This is a genomic window from Streptomyces sp. SCSIO ZS0520 (assembly GCF_025643355.1).
GTDB lineage: Bacteria > Actinomycetota > Actinomycetes > Streptomycetales > Streptomycetaceae > Streptomyces > Streptomyces physcomitrii.
Map to the genome: position 1 here is coordinate 5,263,285 of NZ_CP092644.1, position 26,027 is coordinate 5,289,311.

24 protein-coding genes and 1 pseudogene are annotated in these 26,027 nt (G+C 73.1%); 10 read left to right on the plus strand and 15 right to left on the minus strand.

What is annotated here, in order from left to right:
* Positions 1-30 precede the first annotated feature (30 nt).
* On the minus strand, positions 31-1,260 hold the full coding sequence (rocD, locus tag MID12_RS20890; RefSeq protein WP_052482503.1) for an ornithine--oxo-acid transaminase: 1,230 nt from the start codon (positions 1,258-1,260) through the stop codon (positions 31-33).
* Positions 1,261-1,454: 194 nt separating this feature from the next.
* On the opposite strand from rocD, the gene trpS reads away from it, so the two are divergent.
* The 3 genes from trpS to MID12_RS20905 all read left to right on the plus strand — a co-directional run bounded on the left by trpS (position 1,455) and on the right by MID12_RS20905 (position 4,558).
* The gene (trpS, locus tag MID12_RS20895) at positions 1,455-2,468 is read left to right on the plus strand and encodes a tryptophan--tRNA ligase (RefSeq protein WP_040252930.1); all 1,014 of its coding nucleotides are present in this window, start codon (positions 1,455-1,457) and stop codon (positions 2,466-2,468) included.
* Between the two features lie 235 nt (positions 2,469-2,703).
* A complete protein-coding gene (locus MID12_RS20900) occupies positions 2,704-3,285 on the plus strand; it encodes a 2'-5' RNA ligase family protein (protein WP_040252932.1) in 582 nt (193 codons plus the stop codon).
* 70 nt (positions 3,286-3,355) lie between these two features.
* A complete protein-coding gene (locus MID12_RS20905) occupies positions 3,356-4,558 on the plus strand; it encodes a hypothetical protein (RefSeq protein ID WP_263169827.1) in 1,203 nt (400 codons plus the stop codon).
* Between the two features lie 48 nt (positions 4,559-4,606).
* On the opposite strand, the gene MID12_RS20910 is transcribed toward MID12_RS20905, so the two are convergent.
* Positions 4,607-5,362: a decaprenylphospho-beta-D-erythro-pentofuranosid-2-ulose 2-reductase gene (locus MID12_RS20910; RefSeq protein WP_168536102.1), complete on the minus strand. Its 756-nt coding sequence runs from the start codon at positions 5,360-5,362 to the stop codon at positions 4,607-4,609.
* 69 nt (positions 5,363-5,431) lie between these two features.
* Complete coding sequence (locus MID12_RS20915; RefSeq protein WP_263169830.1) at positions 5,432-6,829, minus strand: FAD-binding oxidoreductase; 1,398 nt, start codon at positions 6,827-6,829, stop codon at positions 5,432-5,434.
* A gap of 207 nt (positions 6,830-7,036) precedes the next feature.
* Between MID12_RS20915 and MID12_RS20920 the strand changes: the two are divergent.
* Positions 7,037-7,990: pseudogene (locus MID12_RS20920) on the plus strand (YihY/virulence factor BrkB family protein); the annotation flags it as partial.
* Positions 7,991-8,162: 172 nt separating this feature from the next.
* Here the strand turns inward: MID12_RS20920 and MID12_RS20925 are convergent.
* Positions 8,163-9,410: a D-alanyl-D-alanine carboxypeptidase family protein gene (locus tag MID12_RS20925; RefSeq protein WP_040252942.1), complete on the minus strand. Its 1,248-nt coding sequence runs from the start codon at positions 9,408-9,410 to the stop codon at positions 8,163-8,165.
* A 163-nt stretch (positions 9,411-9,573) separates the two neighbouring features.
* On the opposite strand from MID12_RS20925, the gene MID12_RS20930 reads away from it, so the two are divergent.
* On the plus strand, positions 9,574-9,813 hold the full coding sequence (locus tag MID12_RS20930; protein ID WP_040252944.1) for an SCO4848 family membrane protein: 240 nt from the start codon (positions 9,574-9,576) through the stop codon (positions 9,811-9,813).
* 124 nt (positions 9,814-9,937) lie between these two features.
* On the plus strand, positions 9,938-11,413 hold the full coding sequence (locus MID12_RS20935; protein WP_263169834.1) for a metallophosphoesterase: 1,476 nt from the start codon (positions 9,938-9,940) through the stop codon (positions 11,411-11,413).
* 63 nt (positions 11,414-11,476) lie between these two features.
* Here the strand turns inward: MID12_RS20935 and MID12_RS20940 are convergent, their stop codons facing one another.
* Positions 11,477-11,812, minus strand: a complete 336-nt coding sequence (locus tag MID12_RS20940; RefSeq protein WP_040252948.1) for a nuclear transport factor 2 family protein — start codon at positions 11,810-11,812, stop codon at positions 11,477-11,479.
* 240 nt (positions 11,813-12,052) lie between these two features.
* Between MID12_RS20940 and MID12_RS20945 the strand changes: the two genes are divergently transcribed.
* Positions 12,053-14,602: an MMPL family transporter gene (locus tag MID12_RS20945; RefSeq protein ID WP_263169836.1), complete on the plus strand. Its 2,550-nt coding sequence runs from the start codon at positions 12,053-12,055 to the stop codon at positions 14,600-14,602.
* Here MID12_RS20945 and MID12_RS20950 read toward each other — a convergent pair.
* The gene (locus MID12_RS20950) at positions 14,578-15,069 is read right to left on the minus strand and encodes a hypothetical protein (protein ID WP_040252950.1); all 492 of its coding nucleotides are present in this window, start codon (positions 15,067-15,069) and stop codon (positions 14,578-14,580) included. The two genes, MID12_RS20945 and MID12_RS20950, sit on opposite strands and share 25 nt — an antisense overlap.
* 221 nt (positions 15,070-15,290) lie before the next feature.
* Here MID12_RS20950 and MID12_RS20955 point away from each other — a divergent pair, with 221 nt between their 5' ends.
* A complete protein-coding gene (locus MID12_RS20955) occupies positions 15,291-15,860 on the plus strand; it encodes a GNAT family N-acetyltransferase (protein ID WP_040252951.1) in 570 nt (189 codons plus the stop codon).
* A gap of 90 nt (positions 15,861-15,950) precedes the next feature.
* Here the strand turns inward: MID12_RS20955 and MID12_RS20960 are convergent, their stop codons facing one another.
* The 4 genes from MID12_RS20960 to MID12_RS20975 all read right to left on the minus strand — a co-directional run bounded on the left by MID12_RS20960 (position 15,951) and on the right by MID12_RS20975 (position 18,648).
* A complete protein-coding gene (locus MID12_RS20960; RefSeq protein ID WP_263173335.1) occupies positions 15,951-16,697 on the minus strand; it encodes a TetR family transcriptional regulator in 747 nt (248 codons plus the stop codon).
* 247 nt (positions 16,698-16,944) lie between these two features.
* Complete coding sequence (locus tag MID12_RS20965) at positions 16,945-17,487, minus strand: thiol-disulfide oxidoreductase DCC family protein (protein WP_263169842.1); 543 nt, start codon at positions 17,485-17,487, stop codon at positions 16,945-16,947.
* Positions 17,484-17,891: a hypothetical protein gene (locus tag MID12_RS20970; RefSeq protein ID WP_263169845.1), complete on the minus strand. Its 408-nt coding sequence runs from the start codon at positions 17,889-17,891 to the stop codon at positions 17,484-17,486. The genes MID12_RS20965 and MID12_RS20970 overlap by 4 nt, the downstream gene beginning before the upstream one ends.
* Before the next feature lie 274 nt (positions 17,892-18,165).
* Positions 18,166-18,648: a MerR family transcriptional regulator gene (locus MID12_RS20975; protein ID WP_411576987.1), complete on the minus strand. Its 483-nt coding sequence runs from the start codon at positions 18,646-18,648 to the stop codon at positions 18,166-18,168.
* Between the two features lie 179 nt (positions 18,649-18,827).
* Between MID12_RS20975 and MID12_RS20980 the strand changes: the two genes are divergently transcribed.
* On the plus strand, positions 18,828-19,739 hold the full coding sequence (locus MID12_RS20980; protein ID WP_263169846.1) for an alpha/beta fold hydrolase: 912 nt from the start codon (positions 18,828-18,830) through the stop codon (positions 19,737-19,739).
* Positions 19,740-19,808: 69 nt separating this feature from the next.
* Here the strand turns inward: MID12_RS20980 and MID12_RS20985 are convergent, their stop codons facing one another.
* The 5 genes from MID12_RS20985 to MID12_RS21005 all read right to left on the minus strand — a co-directional run bounded on the left by MID12_RS20985 (position 19,809) and on the right by MID12_RS21005 (position 24,092).
* Complete coding sequence (locus MID12_RS20985) at positions 19,809-20,567, minus strand: succinate dehydrogenase iron-sulfur subunit (protein WP_040252955.1); 759 nt, start codon at positions 20,565-20,567, stop codon at positions 19,809-19,811.
* A complete protein-coding gene (gene sdhA / locus MID12_RS20990; RefSeq protein ID WP_263169850.1) occupies positions 20,567-22,321 on the minus strand; it encodes a succinate dehydrogenase flavoprotein subunit in 1,755 nt (584 codons plus the stop codon). Before sdhA ends, MID12_RS20985 begins: the two co-directional genes overlap by 1 nt.
* A gap of 24 nt (positions 22,322-22,345) precedes the next feature.
* On the minus strand, positions 22,346-22,831 hold the full coding sequence (locus MID12_RS20995) for a succinate dehydrogenase hydrophobic membrane anchor subunit (protein ID WP_040252960.1): 486 nt from the start codon (positions 22,829-22,831) through the stop codon (positions 22,346-22,348).
* Between the two features lie 5 nt (positions 22,832-22,836).
* Positions 22,837-23,217, minus strand: coding sequence for a succinate dehydrogenase, cytochrome b556 subunit (gene sdhC, locus MID12_RS21000; RefSeq protein WP_078845142.1), 381 nt, complete (start codon positions 23,215-23,217; stop codon positions 22,837-22,839).
* A 149-nt stretch (positions 23,218-23,366) separates the two neighbouring features.
* The gene (locus MID12_RS21005; RefSeq protein WP_317633395.1) at positions 23,367-24,092 is read right to left on the minus strand and encodes a 2-oxo-4-hydroxy-4-carboxy-5-ureidoimidazoline decarboxylase; all 726 of its coding nucleotides are present in this window, start codon (positions 24,090-24,092) and stop codon (positions 23,367-23,369) included.
* A gap of 263 nt (positions 24,093-24,355) precedes the next feature.
* On the opposite strand from MID12_RS21005, the gene MID12_RS21010 reads away from it, so the two are divergent.
* The gene (locus MID12_RS21010; protein WP_078845143.1) at positions 24,356-25,987 is read left to right on the plus strand and encodes a family 20 glycosylhydrolase; all 1,632 of its coding nucleotides are present in this window, start codon (positions 24,356-24,358) and stop codon (positions 25,985-25,987) included.
* Positions 25,988-26,027: the final 40 nt, after the last annotated feature.

A 26,027-nucleotide genomic window follows, 5' to 3' on the forward strand; every position in this document is an offset into this window, starting at 1 on the left:
GCGCCTCCGGGTCCTCGGATTCCCCGGTCCTCAGAGCCCCAGTACCGCCGCCAGTTGGGAGACCCCCCACTCCAGGTCCGCCTCCTCGACGACCAGCGGGGGCGCGATCCGCAGCGTGATCCCGTGGGTGTCCTTGGCCAGCACCCCGCGGGCCATGAGCTGTTCACTCACCTTGCGGGCGGTGCCGTACGCCGGGTCGATGTCCAGGCCCGCCCAGAGCCCGCGCACCCGTACCGCGTCCACGGCGTCCGAGGCGCCGAGGGGTCGCAGCAGCTCGGCGAGCCGGGTGCCGAGGGCCGCGGCGCGCTCCTGGTACTCGCCGGTGCGCAGCATCGCGATGACCTCCAGGGCGACCGCGCAGGCCAGCGGGTTCCCGCCGAAGGTCGAACCGTGCTCGCCGGGCCGCAGCACGCCGAGCACCTCCCCGGAGGAGACCACCGCGGAGACCGGCAGCAGACCGCCGCCCAGCGCCTTGCCGAGCAGGTACATGTCGGGGACCACGCCCTCGTGCTCGCAGGCGAAGGTCCGCCCGGTGCGGCCCAGCCCGGACTGGATCTCGTCCGCGATCAGCAGCACCCCCGCCTCCCGGGTGGCCTCCCGCACCCCCGCGAAGTAGCCCTCGGGCGGCAGCACCACACCGGCCTCGCCCTGGACCGGTTCCAGGAGCACCGCGACCGTGTTCGCGCTGAGGGCGCCGCGCAGGGCGGTGAGGTCCCCGTACGGGACGATCTCGAAGCCGGGCGTGTACGGGCCGAAGTCCTCGCGGGCCTCGCGGTCGGTGGAGAAGCTGATGACGGTGGTGGTCCGGCCGTGGAAGTTGCCGCCCGCCACCACGATCTTGGCCATGCCCGCCGGTACGCCCTTGACCCGGTAGCCCCAGGCCCGGGCCGTCTTCACCGCGCTCTCCACCGCCTCCGCGCCGGTGTTCACCGGCAGCACCATCTCCATGCCGCACAACTCGGCGAGGCGGGCGCAGAATTCGCCGAACAGCTCGTGGTGGACGGCGCGCGAGGTGAGGGTGAGCCGGTCCAGCTGGGCGCGGGCCGCGGCCACCAGACGGGGGTGGCAGTGGCCGAAGTTGAGCGCCGAGTAGGCGGAGAGCAGGTCGAGGTAGCGGCGGCCCCCGATGTCGGTCAGCCAGGCGCCCTCGGCCCAGGAGGCCACCACCGGCAGCGGGTCGTAGTTGTGCGCCCCGTAGGTCTCGGCCAGGGCGAGGAAGCCCGCGGCGGGGGAGGGCTCGGCGGATGCGGCACTGCTCATCAAGGCCTCCGTGCGCGGATGCCACCGGAGGGATTCCGGACGGCTCGTCACCCACTTTGTACCGTTGTGCCCCGGCCGCGCGAAGGAACCGGGCTCCGGCGAGCCCGGCCGCCGCGCCGGTGTCCGGAAGGACTCGTTCCGAACTGTCGGTGATCCGTTCCCAAGCTGTCGCGGACACCTGAGAGAATGGGCCCATGGCCTCGAACAAGCCCCGCGTGCTCTCCGGGATCCAGCCCACCTCGGGCTCGTTCCACCTCGGCAACTACCTCGGCGCGGTGCGCCAGTGGGTGGCGCTCCAGGAGAGCCACGACGCCTTCTACATGGTCGTCGACCTGCACGCGATCACGGTGCCGCAGGACCCGGCCGAGCTGAAGGCGAACACCCGCTTCGCCGCCGCCCAGCTGCTCGCCGCCGGGGTCGACCCGGAGCGCTGCACCCTCTTCGTGCAGAGCCATGTGCCCGAGCACGCGCAGCTCGGCTGGATCATGAACTGCCTGACCGGCTTCGGTGAGGCCTCCCGGATGACGCAGTTCAAGGACAAGGCGGCCAAGCAGGGCGCCGAGCGGGCCACCGTCGGCCTGTTCACGTACCCGATCCTCCAGGTCGCCGACATCCTGCTCTACCAGGCCGACCAGGTGCCGGTCGGCGAGGACCAGCGCCAGCACATCGAGCTGACCCGCGACCTCGCCGAGCGCTTCAACGGCCGCTTCGGGCAGACCTTCACGCTGCCCGCGCCGTACATCCTCAAGGAGACGGCGAAGATCTACGACCTCCAGGACCCGGCGATCAAGATGAGCAAGTCGGCGTCCACGCCGAAGGGGCTCATCAACCTCCTCGACGAGCCGAAGACCACCGCGAAGAAGGTCAAGAGCGCGGTCACCGACACCGACACCGTGATCCGCTACGACGCCGAGAAGAAGCCCGGGGTCAGCAACCTCCTCACCATCTACGCCACCCTCACGGGTGCCGGAATCCCGGAACTGGAGCAGAAGTACGAGGGCAAGGGCTACGGTGCGCTGAAGACGGACCTGGCCGAGGTGATGGTCGAATTCGTCACACCCTTCCGGGAGCGCACCCAGCAGTACATGGACGACCCGGAGACCCTCGACTCCCTGCTCGCCAAGGGTGCCGAGAAGGCGCGGGCCGTCGCCGCCGAGACCCTCGCCCAGGCCTACGAGAAGGTCGGCCTGCTTCCCGCTAAGCACTGACCCAAAAGCGTCGTACAGTCGTAGGGCCGCCCCAGGCGCCACGAAAGGCGACACAAGCGACAGGTGGCGGCCCCCGGCCCAGGCCGGGCGGCCACCGCGCAGGAGGGCCGGGCCACCGCCGCCGTGCGGGGGCGCGGACCGGCAGGACCGGTGCGAGACGCCGGGCAGGACCACGGCGCGACAACACAAGAGCTCTTCCCAGCCACCCCATCCCACCTACCCGACGGGAGACGACGTGGGGACCGTAACGATCGGCGTCTCGATCGCGGTCCCGGAGCCTCACGGCAGCCTGCTCCAGGAGCGGCGTGCGGGCTTCGGCGACCGCGCGGCACACGGCATTCCCACCCACGTCACGCTCATCCCGCCGACCGAGGTGGACGCCGCCGCGGTCCCGGCGATCGAGAAGCACCTCGCCGAGGTCGCCGCGCAGGGCCGGGCCTTCCCGATGCGCCTGGCCGGCACCGGCACCTTCCGCCCGCTCTCCCCGGTGGTCTACGTCCGGGTCGCCGAGGGCGGCTCCGCCTGCACCTGGCTCCAGCAGGAGCTGCGCGACCCCGAGGGCCCGGTCGCCCGCGAGCTGCAGTTCCCGTACCACCCGCATGTCACCGTGGCGCACGGCATCGACGAGGCCGCCATGGACCGCGCCTACGCGGAGCTGGCCGAGTACGAGGCCGCCTGGACCTGCCACGGCTTCGCGCTCTACGAACAGGGCGCCGACGCCGTCTGGCGCCGCCTGCGCGACTTCCCCTTCGGCCCGCTCACGGTGCCGCCGCAGGCCACCCACCCGGCCAGCCAGGGCACCCCGAGCCGCCGCTGACCCGGCCCCGGAGGCGGCGCTGCCGGGCGGGTACGCTGCCCGTCCACCGCAGCACCGAGGGGGACCCGCCATGCGCAAGGCCGTCGCGGCCCTGGCCCTGACCGCCTGCCTCGCCGCCGGATGCGCAGGGCAGCCGGAGGGCGCCGGGGACGAGGACTCCGGTACGCCCCCGCCGACCCCCACCGCCGAGGCCTCCGCACCCCGGCTGAGCTGGACGTACGAGAAGATCGTGGACGCTCCCGGGGAGCTGCACGGCCTCGCGGTGCGCGCCGCCGACGACATCTGGGCCACCGGCAGCGAACAGCACACCGGCACGCCCGTACGCGCCCACACCTACCTGCTGCACCACGACGGCGACCGGTGGCGCCGCTCCCCGATGCCCGCGGTGCTCGGCGACCACGTCTGGGACGCCCGGCTGCTCTCGCTCGGCACCGGCGGGCTCTGGCTGTGGGGCGTCTCCGCCGCGGGCAACGAGACCCGCTTCGCGCGCTGGGACGGCCGCACCTGGCACGCCCTGCCCGCCGGGCCCCGGGGCATCGTCACCGACACCGCCGTGCTCGGCCCCGAGGACGTCTGGGTGCTCGGTGGCGAGCAGGAGGCCTGGCACTGGGACGGCGGCCGCTGGTCGCGCACCCGGCTGCCCCATCCGGCGAGCGCGATCGACGGCACCTCCGGCGAGGACGTCTGGGCGGTGGGGCACCGCACCTCCGGCCCCGGCATCGGCGGCGCGGGCCAGGAGACCAGCCAGCCCGCGGCCGCCCACTGGGACGGCGGCTCCTGGACGTCCGTCGCGACCCCGCGCTACCGATTCCCCGACCCGGTACCCCCCGAGCCCGGCGCCGCGCTCGGGTCCGTCCTCGCCCTCGCCCCGGACCGGGTCCTCGCCTTCGGCGGCCACTCCTTCAACCACGGCGAGGGCGGCGAGGAGCCCGAGGAGGAGACCATCCGGCTGCGCTGGGACGGCCACCGCTGGCACCAGGAACCCGCCTGGCCCGCGGACTGCCAGGGCCGCGCCCCTCTCGCCCGCGACGCCGACCGCGGCCTCTTCCTGGACGGCAACCGCTATGTCACCACCGCCGGGGGCTGCACCCGCCTCACTCGCCCCCGACTGCCCAGCACCGGCGGGGTCACCCCCCAGTCCCAGCAGTCGCTGTGGCTGGAGCAGGTGGCGCCGGTCCCCGGCAGCGGGGAGGTCCTGGGCGCGGGGCACGTCCAGGTCAACCAGAGCGGCAATCCGATGAGCAAGGCGGTGGTGGTGCGGGTGGAGCGGTGAGGGGCGGGGGAACGGGGGGATCGGGGGCCGGTCGGCGCGGCACGCCTCTCACATCGGCAGCCGCCGGAACACCCCCCGCGGCAGGTGCCGCACCGCCGACATCACCACCCGCAGCGCACCCGGCACCCACACCGTCTGGGCCCGGCGGCGCAGGCCCGACTCGATGGCGACGGCGACCTCCTCCGGGGTGGCGGCCAGCGGCTGCTCCTCGCGGCCCTCGGTCATCCGGGAGCGGACGAAGCCCGGGCGGACCACCATCACGTGCACCCCGGTGCCGTGCAGGGCGTCGCCGAGGCCCTGGGCGAAGGTGTCGAGACCGGCCTTGCTGGAGCCGTAGATGAAATCGGTGCGGCGGGCGCGCTCCGCGGCGACCGAGGAGAGCACCACCAGGGAGCCCTGGCCCTGCTCCTGGAGCGCCTGGGCGCAGATCAGTCCCGCGGAGACGGCGCCGGTGTAGTTGGTCTGGGCCACCCGGACCGCCGCGCCCGGGTCGCTCTCGTCGTGCGCCTGGTCGCCGAGGACACCGAAGGCGAGCAGCACCATGTCGATGTCGCCCTCGGCGAAGACCTTGCCGAGGCACTCCTCGTGGGCGGCGGTGTCCAGCGCGTCGAAGTCCACGGTGTGCACGGCGGCGCCGAGCGCGCGCAGCCATCCGGCGGCCGACTCCCGCTCCGGGGAGGGCCGCCCGGCCAGCCAGACGGTACGGGTGCGGCGGGCCACCAGGCGCCGGGCGGTGGCGAGCGCGATCTCGGAGGTGGCGCCGAGGACGAGCAGGGACTGCGGGGCTCCGAAGGCGTCCTTCATGGGCAACTCCTGTGCGGGGGTGGGCGGTTCGGGCGGGCTGCCAGGCAGCCGGGAAGGCGGCGGCAGCGCCTACAGGTCCAAGCGCCGGGAGAGGTCGGAGGCGAAGAGGCCGCGCGGGTCGAGGGTGCGGCGCAGCTCGCGGAACTCGGTCAGGCGCGGGTACATCGCGGCCAGCAGATCGGGCCGCAGCCGGGCGTCCTCGGCGAGCCGGACCCGGCCGCCCGCCGCCGCGACCTCCTCGTCCAGCCGGTCCAGGAAGGCGGCGAGCCCCGGCAGCCGCGCGGGCAGGTCCAGGCAGAGCGACCAGCCGGGCGCCGCGAAGGACAGCCAGCCCGGGTCGCCCTCGCCGAAGCGGCGGAGCAGGGCGAGCGGTGCCGGGCAGCCGCGCCGGGCCAGCCTCCGCACCAGTCGCTCCAGGGTCCGCTGCGCCTCGTACGGCAGGAGGCACTCGTAGCGGATCAGGCCCCCGCGGTGGTGGGGCCCGTGCGGGGGTGTGTCGCGGGGGTGGAAGAAGGCGTCCAGTTCGCACAGCCGGCGGGTACCGGCGCGGGGCAGGGCCCGCAGCCGCAGGCCCTGCCAGGCGCCGGTCGCCCGCAGCCCGAGCGGGCCCGGCGCCAACTGCCGCGGCGGATACGGGCCTTGACCGGGGCCGAGGGCCGCCGCGGCGCGCCGGGCCCGGGAGGGCAGCTCCCGGGCGGGCAGGTGGTCGGCGCGGAGCAGCGCGGCGCGCCCGGTGGAGCGGCCGCGGGCGAGCAGGTCGATCCAGGCGGCCTCGTACCGGCGGGGCGGTGCGGAGGTGCTCATTCGGTGCAGCAAGTCGTCGAGATCCGGGGCGCGTTCGGTCTCCACCGTCAGCAGGGAGGTCTCCACCCGCAGCAGGCGCAGGGTGGCGGTGAGCACCGCCCCGGTCAGGCCGAGTCCGCCGGTGGTGGCGTCGAAGAGGGGGGTGCCGCGCGGGACGGTGCGCACCTCGCCGTCCGCGGTGAGGAGTTCGAGGGAGAGCAGGTGCCGGGCGAAGGAACCGGCCGTGCGGTGGCCGAGCCCGTGGACGTCCGCGCCGATCGCCCCGCCCACCGTCACCTGCCCGCTGCCCGGGCTCACCGGCAGGAACCAGCCGTGCGGCAGCAGCACTTCGGCGAGCCGGGCGAGGCTGACGCCCGCGTCGGTGAGCAGGGTGCCGGTGGCCACGTCGATGACATGGACGCGGTTCAGCGCGGTCATGTCGAGCACGGCGCCGCCCGCGCTCTGCGCCGCGTCCCCGTGCGCCCGGCCGAGCCCGCGCGGGATGCCGCCGCGCGCACCGGGCAGCGCCCAGCCCCGTACCGCCTCGGCCGCGTCCTCGTACGAACGCGGGCGCACCAAACGGGCGGAGCTGGCGGAGGTGCGGCCCCAGCCGGTGACCGGGACCGGCCAGTCGGCGGGGGCCGAGGCGGCGGGGCGGGCGGGTGCAGCGGACTCAGGGGCCATGCAGGGACGGTATCGCCGGGATTGCGGACTATTGTCAAAGCCGCAACCGAGATGCTGTGAAATAGGCGATACGAGTGAGAAGTTCCGTCTGCCGTGAACCGGGCTAGCCCGCCGGGCTCCGGCAACGGGCGGCAGAGGGAACAGTTTCCGCCGGGGAATTCGGCTCCGCAAACGGTAGAGACCACGTGACGGGGGCAGACGCAGATCATGGACTGGCTGAAAAACCTACCCGTGGTGGGGCCGGGGTTCGCCCGCCTGATGCGGACGCATCCCTGGCGCGCCTACGAGCGCCTCGACGAGGTGAAGTGGTCCCAACTCGCCGCGGCGATGACCTTCATCAGCTTCCTGGCGCTCTTCCCGCTGCTCACCCTGGGCGCCGCGGTCGCCGCCGCCACCCTCAGCGACAGCCGCCGCCAGGACCTCCAGGACAAGCTGGCCGAACAGGTCCCCGGCATCTCCGACGAACTCGACATCAGCGCCCTGGTCGACAACGCCGGAACCGTCGGCCTGATCGCGGGCGCCCTGCTGCTCTTCACCGGCATCGGCTGGGTCGGCTCGATGCGGGAGTGCCTGCGCGCGGTCTGGGAGCTGCCGGAGCCCGAGGAGAACCCCGTCCTGCGCAAGGCCAAGGACGCGGGCATCCTCGCCGGGCTCGGCGGCGCGGGCCTCGGCTCCCTGGTCGTCTCCACCCTCGCCTCGACCACCGTCGGCTGGACCAGCCGCCAACTCGGCATCGAGGAGGGCGGGTTCGGCGGGGTGCTGCTCCAGCTCGCCGCCTTCGCGGTCGCCGTGCTCGCCGACTTCCTGATCCTGCTCTACGTACTGACCCTGCTGCCCGGCGCCGAACCGCACCGCCGCCCGCTGGTCGTCGCCGCCCTCATCGGCGCCCTCGGCTTCGAACTGCTCAAGCTGCTGCTCGGCGGCTACATCAGCGGCGTCGCGGGCAAGAGCATGTACGGCACCTTCGGCGTCCCGGTCGCCCTGCTGCTGTGGATCAACTTCACCGCCAAGCTGCTGCTCTTCTGCGCCGCCTGGACGGCCACCTCCCCGGAGGCCGAGGCGGACAGCGTGAAGTGGGACGAGCCCGGGCCGGTGGCGGGACCCGAGGAGGGCGCGCCTCAGGGCGCCACCGCGGTCACCGGCACCGAGACCGGCACCTCCGGTACCGGCACCGAGACCGGCACCTCCGGTACCGGCACCGCCGCCGCACCCGGTGAGGCGTACGGCGGCGGTGGCGGCGGCAGTTCGGCCACCGGCGGCGGTCCGGCCGCGGGCGAGGCCCGTGACGCGGGGGCCGGGGGCGCGGGTGCCGGGGGCCCGGACGGCGCCGCGGTCAGGGACGAGGACGGCGGCGGACCAGGTCGGGGAGCGGCCAGCGGCGGTTGACCAGGAAGGCGGCCGCGGCGAGGAGGATCAGGACACCCCCGGCGATGCCGAGCGCGGTGCCGACCCCGCCGGAGGAGGCCGAGTCCGCCTTCTGCACCTCGCCGTTCCCGCCGCCCGAGGCCGAGTCGCCGCCCTCCTTGCCGCCGCTGCCGCCCGCGGCGCCCTGGTCGCCGGACTCGCTCTTCGGGCGCACCAGATTGCCCACCGGCTCGGTCTTGCCGGAGGCGGCGAAACCCCAGTCCAGGAGCTTGGCGGTCTCCTTGTAGACCGCGTCGTGCTCCTTGGCGGAGGGGTTCATCACGGTGACGAGGAGCACCCGGCCGTCGCGCTCGGCGACCCCGGTGAAGGTCGCGCCCGCGTTGGTGGTGTTGCCGTTCTTCACGCCCGCGATCCCGCGGTAGGCGTCCAGGTCGTAGTCGCCGGTCAGCAGGCGGTTGGTGTTCTGTATCTCGAAGGTCGGGCGCTTCTTGCCCTTCTTCGCCTCCCCGGGGAACTTCGCCCGCGCCGTCGCCGCGTACTCCCGGAAGTCCTTCTTCTGCAGCCCCGAACGCGCGAAGAGGGTGAGGTCGTACGCGGAGGAGACCTGGCCCGGCTCGTCGTAGCCGTCCGGGCTGACCACATGGGTGTCCAGGGCCTGGAGCTCCTCGGCGTGCTCCTGCATGTCCCGGACCGTCTGCTTCTTGCCGCCGTTCATCGCGGAGAGCACATGCACCGCGTCGTTCCCGGAGCGCAGGAAGACCCCGAGCCACAGGTCGTGCACGCTGTACGTCTGGTCCTCCTTCACGCCGACCAGGCTCGACCCGGCGCCCATGCCCGCGAGGTCCGCCGCCGCGACCTTGTGGGTCGTGGTCTTCGGGAACTTCGGCAGCACGGTGTCCGCGAAGAGCATCTTCAGGGTGCTCGCAGGCGGCAGCCGCCAGTGCGCGTTGTGCGCGGCGAGCACCTCGCCCGACTCGGCGTCCGCGACCAGCCAGGAGCGCCCGGTCAGCTTCTTCGGCAGCACCGGGGCCCCGCCCGCGAGGCGCACCTGGGTGCCCGGCTTGCCGAGCAGCTCGCCGCCGAGCTTGGACATCGGCGCCGTGGGACGGGGGGAGGGGTCCTTGGGCTTGTCGTCGGCCACGGCGGGCGCGGTGAGCGACAGGCAGAGCAAGGAGGCGGAAGCGACCAGGAAGGCGGTCTTTTTCGAGACAGGCACGGTCGAGAACGTACAGGGCCCCCGGCGCGACGCGCCCGGCGAGGTCCGCCCTTCGGTCGACTTCCGGCCGCCGGCGCCCCGGCCGGTGCCGGGCGCGGCCGCCTCGCGCCCGGGGCGCGGACCCGCCGCCGGGCCCGGCCGGGCCGAAAGCGATACTGGGCGCATGAAGCTCAGCCGACCCGTCTCCTGGTTCCTGCTCGCCTTCGGGGTGTGGAGCTGGGTCATCTGGATCACTTTCGTCAAGAATCTCGTCAAGGACGGCAGCGGGCTCGCTTTCGACGACGGCGACCCCACCGCGTACTTCTGGGTGCACCTGACGCTCGCCGTCGTCTCCTTTGTTCTGGGGACGGTTGTCGGGGCCATCGGGTTGCGCGGACTGCGCGCCCTGCGACGGACGGCATGACCGGCTCGCCCGCCCGGCACCTCCGCGGACGCCACCCCTCCCCGCACCGCGGCCGAGAGGCACCGGAGACCCCGCGGAGCAGCCGGACCCCTCAGCAACCGACGCACCGGAAGGCCGACGCACCGTGGTGGTCGTCTTCGTCCTGATCCTCCTCGCCGTACTCGCGGCCTTCGCCGCCCTGCACTGGTACGTCTGGCGCCGCCTGTTCCGCGACACCACCCGCGGCCCGGGCCCGGTCCGCCGCGCGGGCACGGTGCTGATCGTGGCGGGCCCGCTCTGCCTGTTCGCCGCCCTCGCCACCGAACGCGCCGGGGCCCCGTTCTGGCTCCAGCGGGTGCTGGCTTGGCCGGGGTTCCTGTGGCTGGCGCTGTCGCTGTATCTGCTGCTCGCGCTCTTGGCGGGGGAGTTGGTGCGGCCGCTGCTGATGCGGGGGCGGTGGGGGGTTCGGGGCCGGGGGTCCCTGGATCAGAGGTCTCCGGATCGGGGGTCCCTGGATCAGGGGTCCGAGGAGCGTCGGTCCGCGGATCAGGAGTCCGCGGATCACGAGTCCGCGGACCCGGGATCCCAGGACCGGGCATCCTCGGATCCGGAATCCCAGGATCGCGACTCCCGGGACCGGTCGAGCCAGGATCGCGATTCCCGGGACCGGTCGAGCCAGGACCGTGACTCCCAGGACCGTTCGGGCCACGATCGCGATTCCCAGGACCCCGAATCCGAGGACCGACAGTCCTCGGACCCGGCCCCCGCACCCACCACCTCCCCTCCCACTCCCACCCCCACCCGTCGCCTCTTCGTCTCCCGAGTCGTCGGCGGGGCAGCCGCCGCCGCGGCCGCCGCGACGGTCGGGGTCGGGACGTACGGCGTGCTGAGCGGGCCGAAGGTGAAGCGGGTGACCGTGCCCCTCGCGAAGCTGCCGCGGGCGGCGCACGGTTTCCGGATCGCGGTGGTCAGCGACATCCACCTGGGCCCGATCCTCGGCCGCGGCTTCGCCGAGAAGGTGGTGGAGACCATCAACTCCACCCAGCCGGACCTGATCGCGGTGGTCGGCGACCTGGTCGACGGCAGCGTGAAGGACCTCGGCCCGGCGGCGGCCCCGCTGCGGAAGCTGCGGGCGCGCCACGGCTCCTTCTTCGTGACCGGCAACCACGAGTACTTCTCCGGCGCCGAGCAGTGGGTCCGCGAGGTACGCGAACTGGGCCTGCACCCCCTGGAGAACGCCCGGGTCGAGATCGGCGCCTTCGACCTGGCCGGGGTCAACGACGTCCAGGGCGAGAGCGAGGGCCAGGGCCCCGACTTCACCAAGGCGCTCGGCGACCGGGACCGCTCCCGCGCCGCCGTCCTCCTCGCCCACCAGCCGGTGGTGATCCACGACGCGGTCCGCCACGGCGTCGACCTCCAGCTCTCCGGCCACACCCACGGCGGCCAGCTCTTCCCCGGCAACCTCGTCGCCGGGCTCGCCAACCCCACCCTCGCCGGTCTGGAGGAGTACGGCGACACCCAGCTCTACGTCTCCCGGGGCGCCGGAGCCTGGGGCCCGCCGACGCGCGTCGGCGCCCCCTCGGACATCACCGTGGTGGAGCTGGCCTCCCGCCAGGCGTGACGGCCCGCCGGTACCGGTCCACCCGGCCCACCCCACCTGCCCGGCACACCCGACCGACCCGGCTCACCCCACCCGTCCGCCGAAGAACACCTCGGTCCGCGTGAGCATGCCGTCCCGCACCCGGCTCAGCTCGACATTGCGGTGCCGGGCGCCGGTGGTCAGCTCGTACTCGTACAGCAGGAAGACCTCGTCCTCGGAGGCCGGGACCAGCCGGAGGATGTGCTGGGAGCGGAACCGGTCGGCGGTCGGGAAGCAGCGGTCGAAGAAGGCCGCCCGGTCGATGTGGTCGTCCTGCGGGCTGGTGAACACGTAGTCGGGGGCGATGAGTTGCTCGGCGCGTGCGCGGTCCTGGGCGAGATAGCTCTCCAGGACCGCGCGGACCACCTCGGTGTGCGACATGCCGCTCTCCTTCCGTACGGGGCGGCCCCCGGGCCGGGTCCGGGCCGCCGCCCGGCATTATCGGCGGCCCGGGCCCCCGGCTCCCGCAGCCTCGCCGCCGCGCACGGCACCCGCTCGTACGGAACTCCCTCGGGCGCGCGTCCCCGGGCGTCAACACCCGCGCCCCGCTCGCTCGTTGTACGGCCCGGTGAGGTCCGCCGGCGGGCGGGCGGTTGCCGCGTACCGGCGAAGGAGACGCACGTGACCGGGTGGGCACGGTGGTGCTTCAGGCACCGTCTGGTGGTGGTCCTGCTGTGGCTGGCGGCGCTCGGCGGGCTCGGGGCCGGGAGCGGGGCGGCCGGGGCCGCGTACACGGACGTCTTCGTGCTGCCCGGCACGGACTCCGCCCGGGCGAACGCCCTGCTCGCCGAGGCCTTCCCGCAGCGCTCCGGCGACACCGGCACGGTGGTCTGGCGGACCGCGCGCGGTGCGGTCCGCGAGCCGCGGGTGCGGCAGCGGATCGAGCCCGCGCTGACCGAGATCGCGCGGATGCCGGGCGTCGGCTCGGTGAGCGGCCCCTACGAGCCGGGGCCCGCGGCGGCCGACCGGATCAGCGGGGACGGCCGCACCGCCTATGCGCGGATCACCTTCACCGAGCAGGCGAACGCCGTGCCGAAGGAGCTGGTCGAGGAGGTCGTCGACACCGCGCGGGGCGCCCGTGGCGAGGGGCTGCGGGTGGAGCTGGGCGGGCAGGCGATCACCCGGATCCAGGAGCCCCCGGCCGGGCTCTCCGAGGCGGTGGGACTCGTCGCCGCGGCCCTCGTGCTCTTCCTCGCCTTCGGCTCGCTGCTCGCGATGTCGCTGCCGATCGTGGTCGCGGTCTTCGGCGTCGGCACCGGACTCTGCGCGGCGACCCTGCTCAGCCATGTCACGGACGTGCCCGAAGTCGGGCCGCTGCTCGGCTCGTTGATCGGTCTCGGCGTCGGCATCGACTACGCCCTGTTCATCGTGGTCCGGCACCGCCGCGGCCTGCTGCGCGGCGCCGACCCGGAGGAGGCGGCGGTACGGGCGCTCGCCACCTCGGGCCGCGCGGTGCTCTTCGCGGGCGGCACCGTGTGCGTCGCCCTCGCGGGCATGCTGGTGATGGACATGCGCTTCCTGGACGGCGTGGTGCTCGCCACCTCGCTGACCGTGGTGCTCAGCGTCCTCGCCGCGCTCACCCTGCTGCCCGCGCTGCTCGGGGTGCTCGGCCCGCGGGTGCTGAGCGGGCGCCGTCGCCGCCGCCTCGCCGCGCACGGCCCGGAAGCCGCCGAGGCGAGCGGACTCGCGGCGCGCTGGTCGGCCGCCGTCCAGCGCCGCCCGCGGGCGGTGGCCCTGGCCGCCCTGCTCGTCATGGCGGCGCTCGCGCTGCCGGTGCTCTCGCTGCGGCTCGGCGCGAGCGACCAGGGCAACCACCGGGAGGACACCACCACCCGGCGGGCCTACGACCTCCTCGCCGAGGGCTTCGGCCCCGGCTTCAACGGGCCGCTCCAGGTCGTGGTGGAGGGGGACAAGGGCGGCGCGGCGGCCCCCGCGGAGCGGCTGCTCGACCGGATCCGGGACACCGAGGGCGTCGCCCGCGCCGCCGCGGGGCCGCCCGCCCGCGGGGTCACCGTCATCGAGGTGGTGCCCAGGACCTCGCCGCAGGACGCGGAGACCGACCGCCTCATCGACACCCTGCGTGAGGAGGTCGTCCCGGGCTCCGGCGTCCGGGCCCATGTCGGCGGCGTGACCGCGGTGTTCAAAGACTTCTCGGCGGTCACCCGGGAGCGGCTGCCCGCCTTCGTCGCCGCGATCACCGGCCTCGGCTTCGTCCTGCTGCTCCTCGCCTTCCGCTCCCTGCCCGTCCCGCTGACCGCCGCCCTGATGAACCTGCTCGCGGCCGCCGCCTCCTTCGGTGTCCTGGTGGCGGTCTTCCAGTGGGGCTGGGGCGCCGAACCGCTCGGCCTCGGCAAGGAGGGCCCGATCACCTCCTTCCTGCCGGTGATCATGCTCTCGCTGCTCTTCGGCCTGTCGATGGACTACCAGGTCTTCCTGGTGAGCCGGATGCACGAGGAGTGGCTGCGCACCGGCGACAACGCCCGCGCGGTACGCGTCGGCCTCGCCGAGACCGGCCGGGTCATCGGCTGCGCCGCGCTGATCATGATCTGCGTGTTCGCCGCCTTCGTCCTCAGCGGCGACACGGAGGGCGCGATGGCGGGCATCGGCCTCGCCGCCGCCGTCGCCCTGGACGCCTTCCTGCTGCGGATGGCACTGGTCCCGGCCGCGATGCACCTGCTCGGCCGGTCCAACTGGTGGCTGCCGGGACGGCTCGGCACCCGGCTGCCGGGGCTCGCGGTCGAGGGCGGCGACGCGCCCGCGTGCCCGCCCACGCGCGAGCCGCGGTACGCGCCTGCGCTGCCGGAACGCGTACCCGTCCCCGTACCCGCGCAGCCGGAGCACGTCACCGGGCCGGAGCCCGCCACCGACCCGGAGCCGCCCGCCGTGCACGGCTATGTCCGGGCCTCTGGCGGTGCGCCCGCCACCGACGCGGTGCTCACCCTGCTGGCCAACAGCGGTGCCCAGCTGGACCGTTGCGCGGTCCGCTCGGACGGTTCGTACCGGCTGACCGCGCCCGCGCCCGGCACCTATCTGCTCGCCGCGACCTCACACGGCCACGGCTCCCGGGCCCGGCACATCACGGTGTCCGCCGCCGCGCTCGCCCATGACGTAGTGCTGGCGCGGGCGGCACCCGAGGGCGCCGGGGCTCAGGAGCTCAGCGAGCGGGCGTAGTTGAGCTGGGCCATCACCTGGGCCATGGTCTGCGGGCCCTGGGCCGGGATCATCGTGGTGTGGTGGCGGCCGCCGCTGGTGACCGAGACCTGGATGAAGCCGGTGGTCTTCTTCTCCTTCATCAGGAGGAACAGCAGGCCGAGCAGGCAGAAGATGAAGAAGATGATCGCGAGCACCACGGCATGGGTCGGGATCTTCTCCTCGGTGCGGGACATGTCGGTGGCGTTCCACACCGCGCCCTTGAGCGGGAGTTCACCCGCGGGGGTGACGATGCGGTCCTGCAGCACCGTGATGTCCCCCAGCGACAGCAGCGGTACCGCGCCGCCGCCCTGCCCGGGCACCAGGGCGCCGCCCTGCGGGTAGCCGTAGCCCGGGGCGCCGCCCGGATATCCGTAGCCCGGGGCGCCTTGGCCCTGCGCGGGTCCCCACTGGTAGTTCCCGTCCTGGTACGGGTTGGGCTGGCTCATCGTTCCCCGCTCTCTGCGAACAGCCGGTCGCCTCCCGCGGGCGTCGGCGGCTGTGGGTCGAGGGTATCGAAGAACACCGACACCGGGCCGCGGCGCTCGGCAGGTCCGTTACGCAGACCAGGACGCCCCGTGCCCCCACCCGGGTTCCCGCCGGGGGCGCCTGGTTCCGGCTCCGGCACGCCTCGGCCCGAGCGGCCCCCGGTTCCGGCAGGATCGCCCGCATGACCGAGACCCCCGCCGCGGTACCCGCCACCCCCGCATGCTGGCCGGATGTCGAGGAACTCCTCGGCAGGCGCGGCGCCGTGAAGGGCTGCTGGTGCATGTTCTTCCGGCTCACCCCGCAGGAACGCCGGACCCAGTGGGGCGAGGGCAACCGCCTCGCGCTGCGCGCCCTGGTCGACGAGGGCCGCGAACCAGGCCTCCTCGTCTACCGCGAGGGCCTTCCGGCCGGCTGGGTCTCCCTCGCCCCGCGCGAGCAGTTCGGCCGCCTGGACCGCTCCCCGGTGAGCAAGCCGGTGGACGATCGCCCCGTCTGGTCGCTGGTCTGCCTCTACGTCGCCCGGGAGCACCGCGGCCACGGGGTCGCCCGCGAACTGGTGCGCGCCGCCGTCGAGTTCGCCCGGGAACGCGGCGCCCGTACGGTCGAGGCCTACCCGGTGGACGACACCCTCGGCCCGGTCGGCGCGGACGACGCCTACCACGGCCTGGTGTCCCTGCTGACGCAGGAGGGCTTCGAGGAGGTCGCCCGCCGGACACCCAAACGGCCCGTACTGCGCCGGGAGTTGGACTGACCCGTCCTCAACCACCGCACGAGCACCACCACTTGGTACGGGCGCCACCACTCGACCACCCGCACCCCCGCTGCCTGTCCTACGGCACCTCTAGCGCTTCCCGCGCCGCGACCCCTTCGCCTTCGCCGCGCGTTCCGTCTTCGCCGCGGCGTCCGGCGGTGAAGTCCCGTCCGCTGTGGGGGAGTTCTCCGCCGCCGGTGCCGCCTGGGTCATCCCCGGCAGGAAGTCCGTGAAGAGCTCGTGCACTTCGCGTACGAGCGGGCGCAGCACCCGGAAGCGGGCCAGTGCCACGCCCCGGCTGGTCAGCCGGGCCCCGCGGTCCGCGAGACGGCGGCTGCGGCGGTGGCCCTCGGAGCGGTCGAAGACCCAGTAGAGCACCAGGCCCATCTGCGAGAGCCACATCAACTCCGGCAGGATCACGGCCAGTTCGGCGGGAACCTTGGCGCTGGCCCCGGCCAGCGTCTCGCGGTGCACATCGATCGCGGCCTCCCGCGCGTGCTCCGACTCGGCGGAGAAGGGGCTGAGCGGACTGTCCGGGTCGGCGGCGTTCTTGAAGAACTGCGCCGCGAACTCGTGGTACGGCTCGGCGATGTCCAGCCAGGCCTGGAGCACCCCCGAAAGACGCGCCTCCAGATCGGTCTCCCGGGCCAGGATCGGCCGTACCCGCTCCTGGTGTTCGGCGGCGATCCGGTCGTAGAAGCCCTGGATCAGGTGCTCCTTGCCCGCGAAGTAGTAGTACGCGTTGCCGACCGAGACCCCGGCCTCCTGGGCGATGGCCCGCATGGTGGTCTTGTCGTAGCCGCGCTCCTGGAAGAGGTCCATCGCCGTCTGGAGGATGAGCGCCCGGGTCTGCTCGCTCTTCTCCGTCTTCTCCGGCTTCTCGGCCTTCTCAGCTTTCTCGGTCCTCTCGGCCTTCCCGGGCCTCGGTTTCTCCGGGCTCTCCGGCCTCCCCGGCTTCTGGTTCCTGACGGGCTCGGCCGGGGCGGCCTGCTTCTCCGCCTCGGCCTGCCCTTCCGGTGTTCCGGACGGGCCGCGGCCGGGGCCCGGCGTCGGTGACTCGTTCGCAGCTGACACGGCAGCGAGCCTAACGAGTTCCGCACTCGCCCCCGGCGCAGGCGCCGGGCGGCTCCATGGTCCAGCCGGAGGCGGGCCGGTAGGTCCAGCCGTCCTGCTGCCGGTAGGCGCCGCCGCCCCAGCCGCTGCCGGGGTGGCCGCCGCGTACCGGGGCCTTGGCCGGGAGCTGCGCGGCGCGCCACTTGGCCGCGGCGAGGACGGCGCCGCGGGCGAACCGGGCGCCGGTGGGGCTGCTCATCCGGTGGGCCAGCTCGCGGTACTCGGACAGCGCCCACAGGACGACCACCCAGGCCGCGGTCCCCGTGTAGACCTGACCGCTGTCGCCGACCACGGTGATCTCGTCCAGGGTCGCCCGGTGGTCGAGCCCCGAGTAGCGGCGCTGGGCCTCCGGCGAGGCGGCCGGGAGCAGTTCGAGCGGGACGAGCTGTCGCTGCCGCCGCAGCCAGCGGCTCAGATGTGCGCAGAGCGAGCAGTCCGGGTCGGACAGGACCGTGAGCCCGCGGACCGGGACGCGCGCGGCGCCCCGGTCCGCACCGGACGGCTGGGCGGTCATGCCCGGGCCCCCGGCGCCACCCAGCCCTGCGGCGGAACGGGCGGCAGCTGCTCGCGCTCCAGGACGCCCCGGCGGCGGATCTTGTTGAGCACCCACACATTGCCCAGGTGCAGGACACCGAGGACGAGCAGGACGACGCCGAGCTTGGTCGAGAGCGTCTCGAAGATCTCCCGGGTGCTGGTGATCTCCTCGTCGGCGTTCAGATAGAGCGCCACGAAGCCGAGGTTGACCAGGTAGAAGCCGACCACGAGCAGGTGGTTGACCGCGTCCGCGAGCTTCTCGTTGCCCTTGAGGACATCCGAGAGGAAGATCCGCCCGTTCCGGCTGAGCGTGCGCGCCACCCAGACGGTCAGACCGATGCTGACCAGCAGGTAGACGATGTAGGCGACCACTGTGAGATCCATGTCCCCACCCCTTCTTGAACGTGTTCAAAAAGCTGTATGCCAGGACTGTAGGACGGTTTTTGAACGCGTTCAAGTGGAAGGGGGTCCCGGTGAGGTGATGTGACCGGTGCCACGTCACCTGCCGTTCGGAGCACGGGAGTTGGGGCCAGTGGGATTCCGGCGCGGGGCATGAGTGGACCCGGTGTGCGGCGGGCGCACACCGGGTCCGTGGGTGTCTGCGGGCAGGGGGGCGGGCTGGGGTCGTACCCGCCGTCTACCGTCTGCCGCCTGTCGTCTAGATCGCCTCTGCCGTCTGCGCCGTCTGCGCCGTCTGTGTCGTCTGCGCCGTCTGCGCCGTCTGCGCGGTCTGTGCGGTCTGTGTCGTCTGTGCCGTGCGCGGTGTCTCGGGCTCCTCGGTGGAGGGTGTCGCCGGTCCGGCCGCGATCACCTGGTCGAGCAGCCCGCGGGAGGTGAGCAGTTGGCCGATCGCCAGGTCGATACGGTCCCGCTCCACCCGGAGTTCGGCCACCAGGTCCGGGCAGGTCGGGGCGAGGACCTCGGCCTCCTCGCGGACACAGGGCAGTACCCGGGCGATGGTGGCCGTGCCGAGGCCCGCCGCGAGCAGGCCCCGGATCCGGGCGACTGTCGCGACATCGGCCTCCGTGTACGCGCGGTAGCCGCTGGCCCGCCGGGCGGGGGAGAGGAGGCCTTGATCCTCGTAGTAGCGCAGCAGCCGCTCGCTGACTCCGGTCCGCCGGACCATGTCTCCGATGCGCATGGCTTCTCCTCTCGCTCCGCGGGTCCGGTCCCGTCTCCCGGTCCTGTCTCCCGGTCCCGTCTCCCGTGCGCGTTCCCGTGCGTCTTCCGTACGTCTCCCGTACGGCGCCGCCCGCGGCCGGGACCGGGGTCGGGACCGGGCTTGACCCTCACACCGATGTCAGACCTTAGCGTCCGGACATGACGACGAACCCGCCGCACTCCTCGGCAGCCTCGCCCCGCACGACCCCGTCCTCCCCGGCCGCCGCGCCGACCCCCGTTCCCGTACCCGCCGCGCGCCCCGGACCCTCCGGGCTGAGCCGGACCGTGCTCGGCAGCGGGCCGGGGCTGCTGCTCGCGCACGGGGCGGGCGGTGGTTTCGCGGCCAACTTCGGTCCGGTGGTCCAGGGGCTCGCCGAGCGGTACCGGGTGGTCGGGCCCGATCTGCCCGGCTCCGGCGGCACCCCGCGCGCCGAGCGGCCCCTCGAACTCGACGCCCTGGCCGACGACTTGGTGGCCACCGCGGTCGAAGAGGGACTGGAGAGCTTCGCCGTCTCCGGGTACTCGCTCGGCACCGCGCTCGCCGTCCGGGCCGCGGCCCGGCATCCGCGGCGGGTGAGGGCGCTGGTGCTGACCGCCGGGTTCGCCTATCCGAGCCCGCGCTTCCTGCTCGCCGCGCGGCTCTGGCGCCGGCTGCTCGCCGAGCCCGAGCGGGACCGGCTCGCCGCCTACCTCTTCCTGTTCGGCCTCGGCTCCACCGCCGCCGACGGCATGGACCGCGCGGCGGTGGAAGCCGCCCTCGAAGAGGCCGCGCGCACCGTCCCGCCCGGCACCGACGAGCAGGTCGCCCTCCTCGACACCCTCGACGTACGCGAGGACTTGGGGCGGCTGCGGGTCCCGGTGCTCTCCGTCTCCACCACCGAGGACGCCCTGGTGAGCCCCTTCCACCAGCGGCAGTTGTCCGAGGGGATCCCCGGCGCCGTGACCGCCGAACTGCCCACCGGGCATCTGCCGTTCGCCGAGCGCCCGGCCCAATGGCTGCACTTGCAGAGGGAGTTCCTTGACAGGGTGCTGCACGGCGCGGGTGGGGCGGACGGCGGGCAGCTCTCATGAGGGCGCCCCGCCACCCGGAAGGGCGGCGGGGCGTACCGGAGTTGCGGAGACCGGGAGGCCGCGGGCGGGTCAGAAGCGCCGGGTGATCAGCGCGCGTTTGACCTCCTGGATGGCCTTGGTGACCTCGATGCCGCGCGGGCAGGCGTCCGTGCAGTTGAAGGTGGTGCGGCAACGCCACACCCCGTCCTGGTCGTTGAGGATCTCCAGGCGCTGATCGCCCGCCTCGTCACGCGAGTCGAAGATGAAGCGGTGCGCGTTGACGATCGCCGCCGGGCCGAAGTACTGCCCGTCGTTCCAGAACACCGGGCAGGAGGAGGTGCAGGCGGCGCACAGGATGCACTTGGTGGTGTCGTCGAAGCGCTCCCGGTCCTTCGCGGACTGCAGGCGCTCGCGGGTGGGCTCGTTCCCGCTGGTGACCAGGAAGGGCATCACCTCGCGGTAGGACTGGAAGAAGGGCTCCATGTCCACGACGAGGTCCTTGTGGACCGCGAGCCCCTTGATGGGCTCGATGGTGATCGGCTTCTCCGGGCCGATGTCCTTGATCAGGGTCTTGCAGGCCAGCCGGTTCTTGCCGTTGATGCGCATGGCGTCGCTGCCGCAGATGCCGTGCGCGCAGGAGCGGCGGAAGGTCAGGGTGCCGTCCAGGTCCCACTTGATCTTGTGCAGGCCGTCGAGCACCCGCTCCTTGGGATCGATCTCCAGGCGGAAGTCCTCCCAGCTCGCCTCCGCCGAGACCTCCGGGTTGAAGCGCCGGATCCGGAAGGTGACCGTGATGTACGGGGAGGCCGACGCCTCGGCCTCCACCCTGTCCATGGTCGGGGTAGCCATCAGTACGTACGCTCCATCGGCTGGTAGCGGGTCTGGACGACCGGCTTGTAGTCGAGACGGACGGTCTCCGAGCCGTCGTCGCCGACCTCGCGGTACGCCATGGTGTGGCGCATGAAGTTGACGTCGTCGCGGTTCGGGAAGTCCTCGCGGTAGTGGCCGCCGCGGGACTCCTTGCGGGCCAGGGCCGAGACCGCCATCACCTCGGCGAGGTCGAGCAGATTGCCCAGCTCGATCGCCTCCAGGAGGTCGGTGTTGAACCGCTTGCCCTTGTCCTGCACGGAGACGTGCAGATAGCGCTCGCGCAGCTCGGCGATCTTCGCGACGGCCGTCTTGATGGTCTGCTCGGTGCGGAACACCATGACGTTGGCGTCCATGGTCTCCTGCAACTCCCTGCGGATCTCCGAGACCCGCTCGCTGCCGGTGGCCGAGAGCAGCCGCTCCACCTGCGCGGCGACCAACTCCCCAGGGTTCTCCGGGAGTTCGACGAGCTGGTGCCGGGAGGCGTACTCCGCGGCGGCGATGCCCGCGCGGCGCCCGAAGACATTGATGTCGAGCAGCGAGTTGGTGCCGAGCCGGTTGGCGCCGTGCACCGAGACGCAGGCGACCTCCCCGGCCGCGTACAGGCCGGGGACGACGGTCAGATTGTCCGCCAGCACCTCGCCCTCGACATTGGTCGGGATGCCGCCCATCGCGTAGTGCGCGGTCGGCTGGATCGGGATCGGGTCGGTGTACGGCTCGATGCCCAGGTAGGTGCGCGCGAACTCGGTGATGTCCGGGAGCTTGGCGTCCAGTTGCTCCGGCGGCAGGTGCGTGAGGTCGAGGTAGACGTGGTCGCCCTCGGGTCCGCAGCCCCGGCCCTCGCGGATCTCCGTGTAGATGGAGCGCGAGACGACATCGCGGGAGGCGAGGTCCTTCATGACGGGGGCGTACTTCTCCATGAAGCGCTCGCCGTCCTTGTTGCGCAGGATGCCGCCCTCGCCGCGGGCACCCTCGGTGAGCAGGATGCCCATCCGCCAGATGCCGGTCGGGTGGAACTGGAAGAACTCCATGTCCTCAAGCGGCAGTCCGCGCCGGTAGCAGGCCGCCTGGCCGTCGCCGGTGAGGGTGTGCGCGTTGGAGGTCACCTTGAAGAACTTGCCGGTGCCGCCGGAGGCGTAGACGACGGACTTCGCCCGGAAGACATGGATCTCGCCGGTCGCCAGCTCGTAGGCGACCACGCCCGCCGAGGTGCGGACGCCGTCCACCTCGGTGAGCAACTGGTCCAGTACGTAGAACTCGTTGAAGAACTCCACGCCCAGCTTCACACAGTTCTGATAGAGCGTCTGGAGGATCATGTGCCCGGTGCGGTCCGCGGCGTAGCAGGACCGGCGGACCGGGGCCTCGCCGTGGTTGCGCGAGTGGCCGCCGAAGCGGCGCTGGTCGATGGTGCCCTCGGGGGTCCGGTTGAAGGGCAGGCCCATCTTCTCCAGGTCGAGGACGGCGTCGATGGCCTCCTTCGCCAGGATCTCGGCGGCGTCCTGGTCGACCAGGTAGTCACCGCCCTTGACGGTGTCGAAGGTGTGCCACTCCCAGTTGTCCTCCTCCACATTGGCCAGCGCGGCGGCCATGCCGCCCTGCGCGGCACCCGTGTGGGAGCGGGTCGGGTACAGCTTGGTCAGCACCGCGGTCCGGCTGCGCCCGGTCGACTCGATGGCCGCGCGCATGCCCGCACCACCGGCGCCGACGATCACGGTGTCGTACGTGTGCATCTTCATGTCTGGCTGCCTCTTCCCCGGCGCCTAGCGGATGTTCGGGTCGAAGGTGAAGATCACCAGCGTGCCCAGCAGGATGGTGAACACCGTGGCGGTGTAGAGCAGGCCCTTGAGCCACAGGCGGGTACCGGGGCGCTCCGCGTAGTCGTTGACGATGGTGCGCAGCCCGTTGGTGCCGTGCAGCATCGCGAGCCAGAGCATTCCGAGGTCCCAGGCCTGCCACCACGGGGAGGCCCAGCGGCCCGCCACGAAGGCGAAGCCGATCTTGGAGACGCCGCCGTCGAGCACCAGCTGGATCAGCAGATGGCCGATGACCAGGACGACCAGGACGATGCCGGACAGGCGCATGAACAGCCAGCCGTACATCTCGAAGTTGCTGCGCGCCCGGGAGCCGGGGCTCTTCGCGGTGCGCCGGCGCGGGGGCTCGATGACCGGCGCGGGGTGGTCCCGGTCGTAGCGCGAGGCGCCGTCCGCGGAGCTGACGCCGCTCGTGTCGAGGGTGGTGTCGGACATCCGCCTCAGCTCCCGAAGACTTCGCGGAAGGCGTGCCCGAGGACCGGGTACAGCGCCCCGGCCATCAGCACGACCCAGACGCCGACGGCGGACCACAGCATCTGCTTCTGGTAGCGCGGGCCCTCGGACCAGAAGTCCACGGCGATGATGCGCAGGCCGTTGAGCGCGTGGAAGAGGATCGCGGCGACGAGGCCGTATTCGAGCAGCGCGACGACCGGCGTCTTGTAGGTGGCGACGACGTCGTCGTACGCCTCGGGCGAGACACGGACCAGCGCGGTGTCCAGCACATGGACGAACAGGAAGAAGAAGATGAGGACGCCGGTGACTCGATGAGCCACCCAGGACCACATTCCTTCCCGGCCGCGGTACAGCGTTCCAGCCGGCACGGAAGAACCCTCCGGGAGCGGGGATCGGGGCCGCGCCGGCATCGGGGGTCGGACGGGCCCGGCCGGGTACGGTCCACCGGCCCCGGTCATCGTAGCGAGGCCCTGGCCGAAACCTGGCGCCTTGCCTGCTCAGTTGATGAAAGTGGCCGTCAAACTTGCACGTACGGGCTATCCGAATGCCCGGAATCCGTAGATTCTTGCGATTCCCCGGCCCGGTGATGCCTGCTCAGCATGCGCGTGATCCGGCCACGCGCGAGGCGGCGCAACTCCTCGGCGGCGAGCACCCGCTCCTCCTCCGGGTCGTTGCCGAGCCGGGAGCGGATGCCGTGCAGCACCTGGTCGAGCGCCTCCTCGGGCGGGAAGCCGTCGAGGCAGAGCACGAACACATGGCCGAAGCGGTGTTCGTAGGCGGCGTGCGCGGCGGTCAGCGCGGTGTGCGCGGCGGAGTGGCTGCCGCGGGGCGGGAGGGTGGCCCGCGGTTCCCTGGCGAGCGCGGCCGTGAGGTCCGCCGGGGTGAGATCGTAGGTGGCCTCGTCCGCGGCGGCGAGCAGCGCGGACAGGTCCGGGTAGGGCCGGTGCCGGGCGAGCCGCCGTGCCCAGCGCAGGTCGGTCAGGCAGGCGAGCAGCTCGATCTCCGCGGCCTCGGACGCCGTGGTGTTGAACCGCTGGAGTCCGCGCGGCCACGGGTCGCCCGGCCCTTGGGAGGGTATGGCCCGGGGACCGAGGCCGCGGGGCAGTCGTGGCGTGTGCAGCGTGTGCTCCAGGACAGGGGACGGGCAGGGGCAGGAGAAGACGCGGGCCGGCCGGTGGACGCGGCCGGGGAGAGGACGGGACGCTTCGGTGTACGGGACGGACGGGTGCGTGGGAACCCGCACGGGGACACGAGGAACGGCACCCACGCTAGTCAGGCGGACGCGCCACCGGTCGGGACGGAGAGGAAATTCACCCGGAAGGGAGAGTTTCGGCGCGTGTGGTGGACGTTGTCGGCAAGCGTCTGAGATACGGGCCTTAGGTTCGGCTAGGCGGTGTGCCGGGTGAGGCGGGAGCCGGGCGCCGGTGCCGCAGCAGTGATCAGGAAACCGCGTACGGCCGCACCGGGCCGCACGCCGGGCGGAGGCGACAGCAGGATGGATGCCGCATGAGTCATGCCGCGAACGGCCGGTCCTCCCCACGCGGACCCGGCGACCGCAGGAAACTGCTCTGGATCCTGGTCGCCCTGGTCGCCGCCACCGCGGTGGCCCTCGTCTTCTCCCTGTGGCCGGACGGCGAGGACGGCGACCGCGGGGGCGGTGAGGCCTCCGGCGCGGACACCGCCGCGGCGGGCACCCCGACGCCCGAGCGCTCGTACGCCCTCTCCGAGCGGCCCCGGGTGATCCCCGCGGTCAGTGGCTTCGAGGCGGCCCGCGGCCCCGGCTGGAAGCCCGGCAAGGACGCCAAGGTGGTGGCGAAGGACGACGCCCTGGACGACGAGGCCGCCCTGCTCGCCTCCGAACTGAAGCTCGACCGCGCCACGGACGGCGAGGCCGGGGCGGGCGATGTGGAACTCGCCCTGGACGAGGGCGTCAAGGGCGGCAGCGAGGCCTACACCCTGAAGACCGAGGGCGGAAAGGTCCGGATCACCGGCAGCCGCGACACCGGCGTCTTCTACGGCACCCGCACCCTCAAGCAACTGGTGCGCACCGGCGGCGGCGTCCCCGAGGGCGAGGTGCGCGACGCCCCCGCCAAGCCGCGGCGCGGCTTCATGCTCGACATCGCCCGCAAGAACTTCACCGCCGACTGGATCGAGCAGCGGATCCGCGAGATGGGCGACCTCAAGCTCAACGAGTTCGGCCTGCACTTCTCCGACGACCAGGCCTTCCGGATCGCCTCCGACTCGCACCCGGAGGTCGTCTCCGAGCCGCATCTGACCAAGGCGCAGGTCCGCCGGATCATCAAGCTGGCCGCGAGCCGCCACATCACCGTCGTCCCCGAGATCGACTCGCCCGGCCACCTCGGCGCGGTGCTCAAGGCGCACCCGCAGCTCCAGCTCAGGAGCGGCTCGGGCAGCCCGGTGCAAGGCACCGTCGACATCGCGAACCCGGCCGCGGGCAAGCTCGTCGACGAACTCCTGAAGGAGTACGCCGGACTGTTCAAGGGCAGCGCCTGGCACCTCGGCGCCGACGAGTACCTGGCCCTGATGTCCGCCGACCCGGAGGGCTCCTACCCCGGCCTCGCCGCCGCGGCCCGCAAGAAGTACGGCGCGAACGGCCGCATCCAGGACCTCGCCACCGGCTGGCTCAACGACCGGGCGAAGGCGGTCCGCGGCGACGGCCGGGCGCTGCGGGCCTGGAACGACGGCTTCTTCACCGGCGGCGCGGTCCGCCCCGCGAAGGACCTCCAGGTCGCCTACTGGACCGGCAAGGAGTCCGGGAAGCGCGAGCCCGCCGAGTTCCTGGCGGAGGGGCGCAAGGTGCTCAACTACAACGACGAGTACCTCTACTACGTCCTCGGGCAGCCGAACCAGTTCGTCTATCCGACCGGTGAGCGCATCTACAAGGAGTGGACGCCGCGGGTGATCCGCGGCACCGGCGCGGTGCCCGCGAAGTACGACTCCCAGATCCTCGGCGGCAGCTTCGCGGTCTGGTGCGATCTGGCCGACTCGCAGACCCAGGACCAGGTCGCCGCCGGGATCCGCCTCCCGCTCGCCGCGGTCGCCCAGAAGCTGTGGGACGCGGGCGAACCTCCCCTGAGCTGGGGGGAGTTCAAGGCCCTCGCGGCCAAGGCGGACTGAGGCCCCGACCCCTCGGTGCGGCGACCCCGGCCCGCACCGA

Coding starts and splice junctions, on each gene's coding strand:
- rocD (WP_052482503.1), bottom strand. CDS start 1,260: ATGAGCAGTGCCGCATCCGCCGAGCCCTCCCCCGCCGCGGGCTTCCTC.
- trpS (WP_040252930.1), top strand. CDS start 1,455: ATGGCCTCGAACAAGCCCCGCGTGCTCTCCGGGATCCAGCCCACCTCG.
- MID12_RS20905 (WP_263169827.1), top strand. CDS start 3,356: ATGCGCAAGGCCGTCGCGGCCCTGGCCCTGACCGCCTGCCTCGCCGCC.
- MID12_RS20910 (WP_168536102.1), bottom strand. CDS start 5,362: ATGAAGGACGCCTTCGGAGCCCCGCAGTCCCTGCTCGTCCTCGGCGCC.
- MID12_RS20915 (WP_263169830.1), bottom strand. CDS start 6,829: ATGGCCCCTGAGTCCGCTGCACCCGCCCGCCCCGCCGCCTCGGCCCCC.
- MID12_RS20930 (WP_040252944.1), top strand. CDS start 9,574: ATGAAGCTCAGCCGACCCGTCTCCTGGTTCCTGCTCGCCTTCGGGGTG.
- MID12_RS20940 (WP_040252948.1), bottom strand. CDS start 11,812: ATGTCGCACACCGAGGTGGTCCGCGCGGTCCTGGAGAGCTATCTCGCC.
- MID12_RS20950 (WP_040252950.1), bottom strand. CDS start 15,069: ATGAGCCAGCCCAACCCGTACCAGGACGGGAACTACCAGTGGGGACCC.
- MID12_RS20955 (WP_040252951.1), top strand. CDS start 15,291: ATGACCGAGACCCCCGCCGCGGTACCCGCCACCCCCGCATGCTGGCCG.
- MID12_RS20965 (WP_263169842.1), bottom strand. CDS start 17,487: ATGACCGCCCAGCCGTCCGGTGCGGACCGGGGCGCCGCGCGCGTCCCG.
- MID12_RS20970 (WP_263169845.1), bottom strand. CDS start 17,891: ATGGATCTCACAGTGGTCGCCTACATCGTCTACCTGCTGGTCAGCATC.
- MID12_RS20975 (WP_411576987.1), bottom strand. CDS start 18,648: ATGCGCATCGGAGACATGGTCCGGCGGACCGGAGTCAGCGAGCGGCTG.
- MID12_RS20980 (WP_263169846.1), top strand. CDS start 18,828: ATGACGACGAACCCGCCGCACTCCTCGGCAGCCTCGCCCCGCACGACC.
- MID12_RS20985 (WP_040252955.1), bottom strand. CDS start 20,567: ATGGCTACCCCGACCATGGACAGGGTGGAGGCCGAGGCGTCGGCCTCC.
- sdhA (WP_263169850.1), bottom strand. CDS start 22,321: ATGAAGATGCACACGTACGACACCGTGATCGTCGGCGCCGGTGGTGCG.
- MID12_RS20995 (WP_040252960.1), bottom strand. CDS start 22,831: ATGTCCGACACCACCCTCGACACGAGCGGCGTCAGCTCCGCGGACGGC.
- MID12_RS21010 (WP_078845143.1), top strand. CDS start 24,356: ATGAGTCATGCCGCGAACGGCCGGTCCTCCCCACGCGGACCCGGCGAC.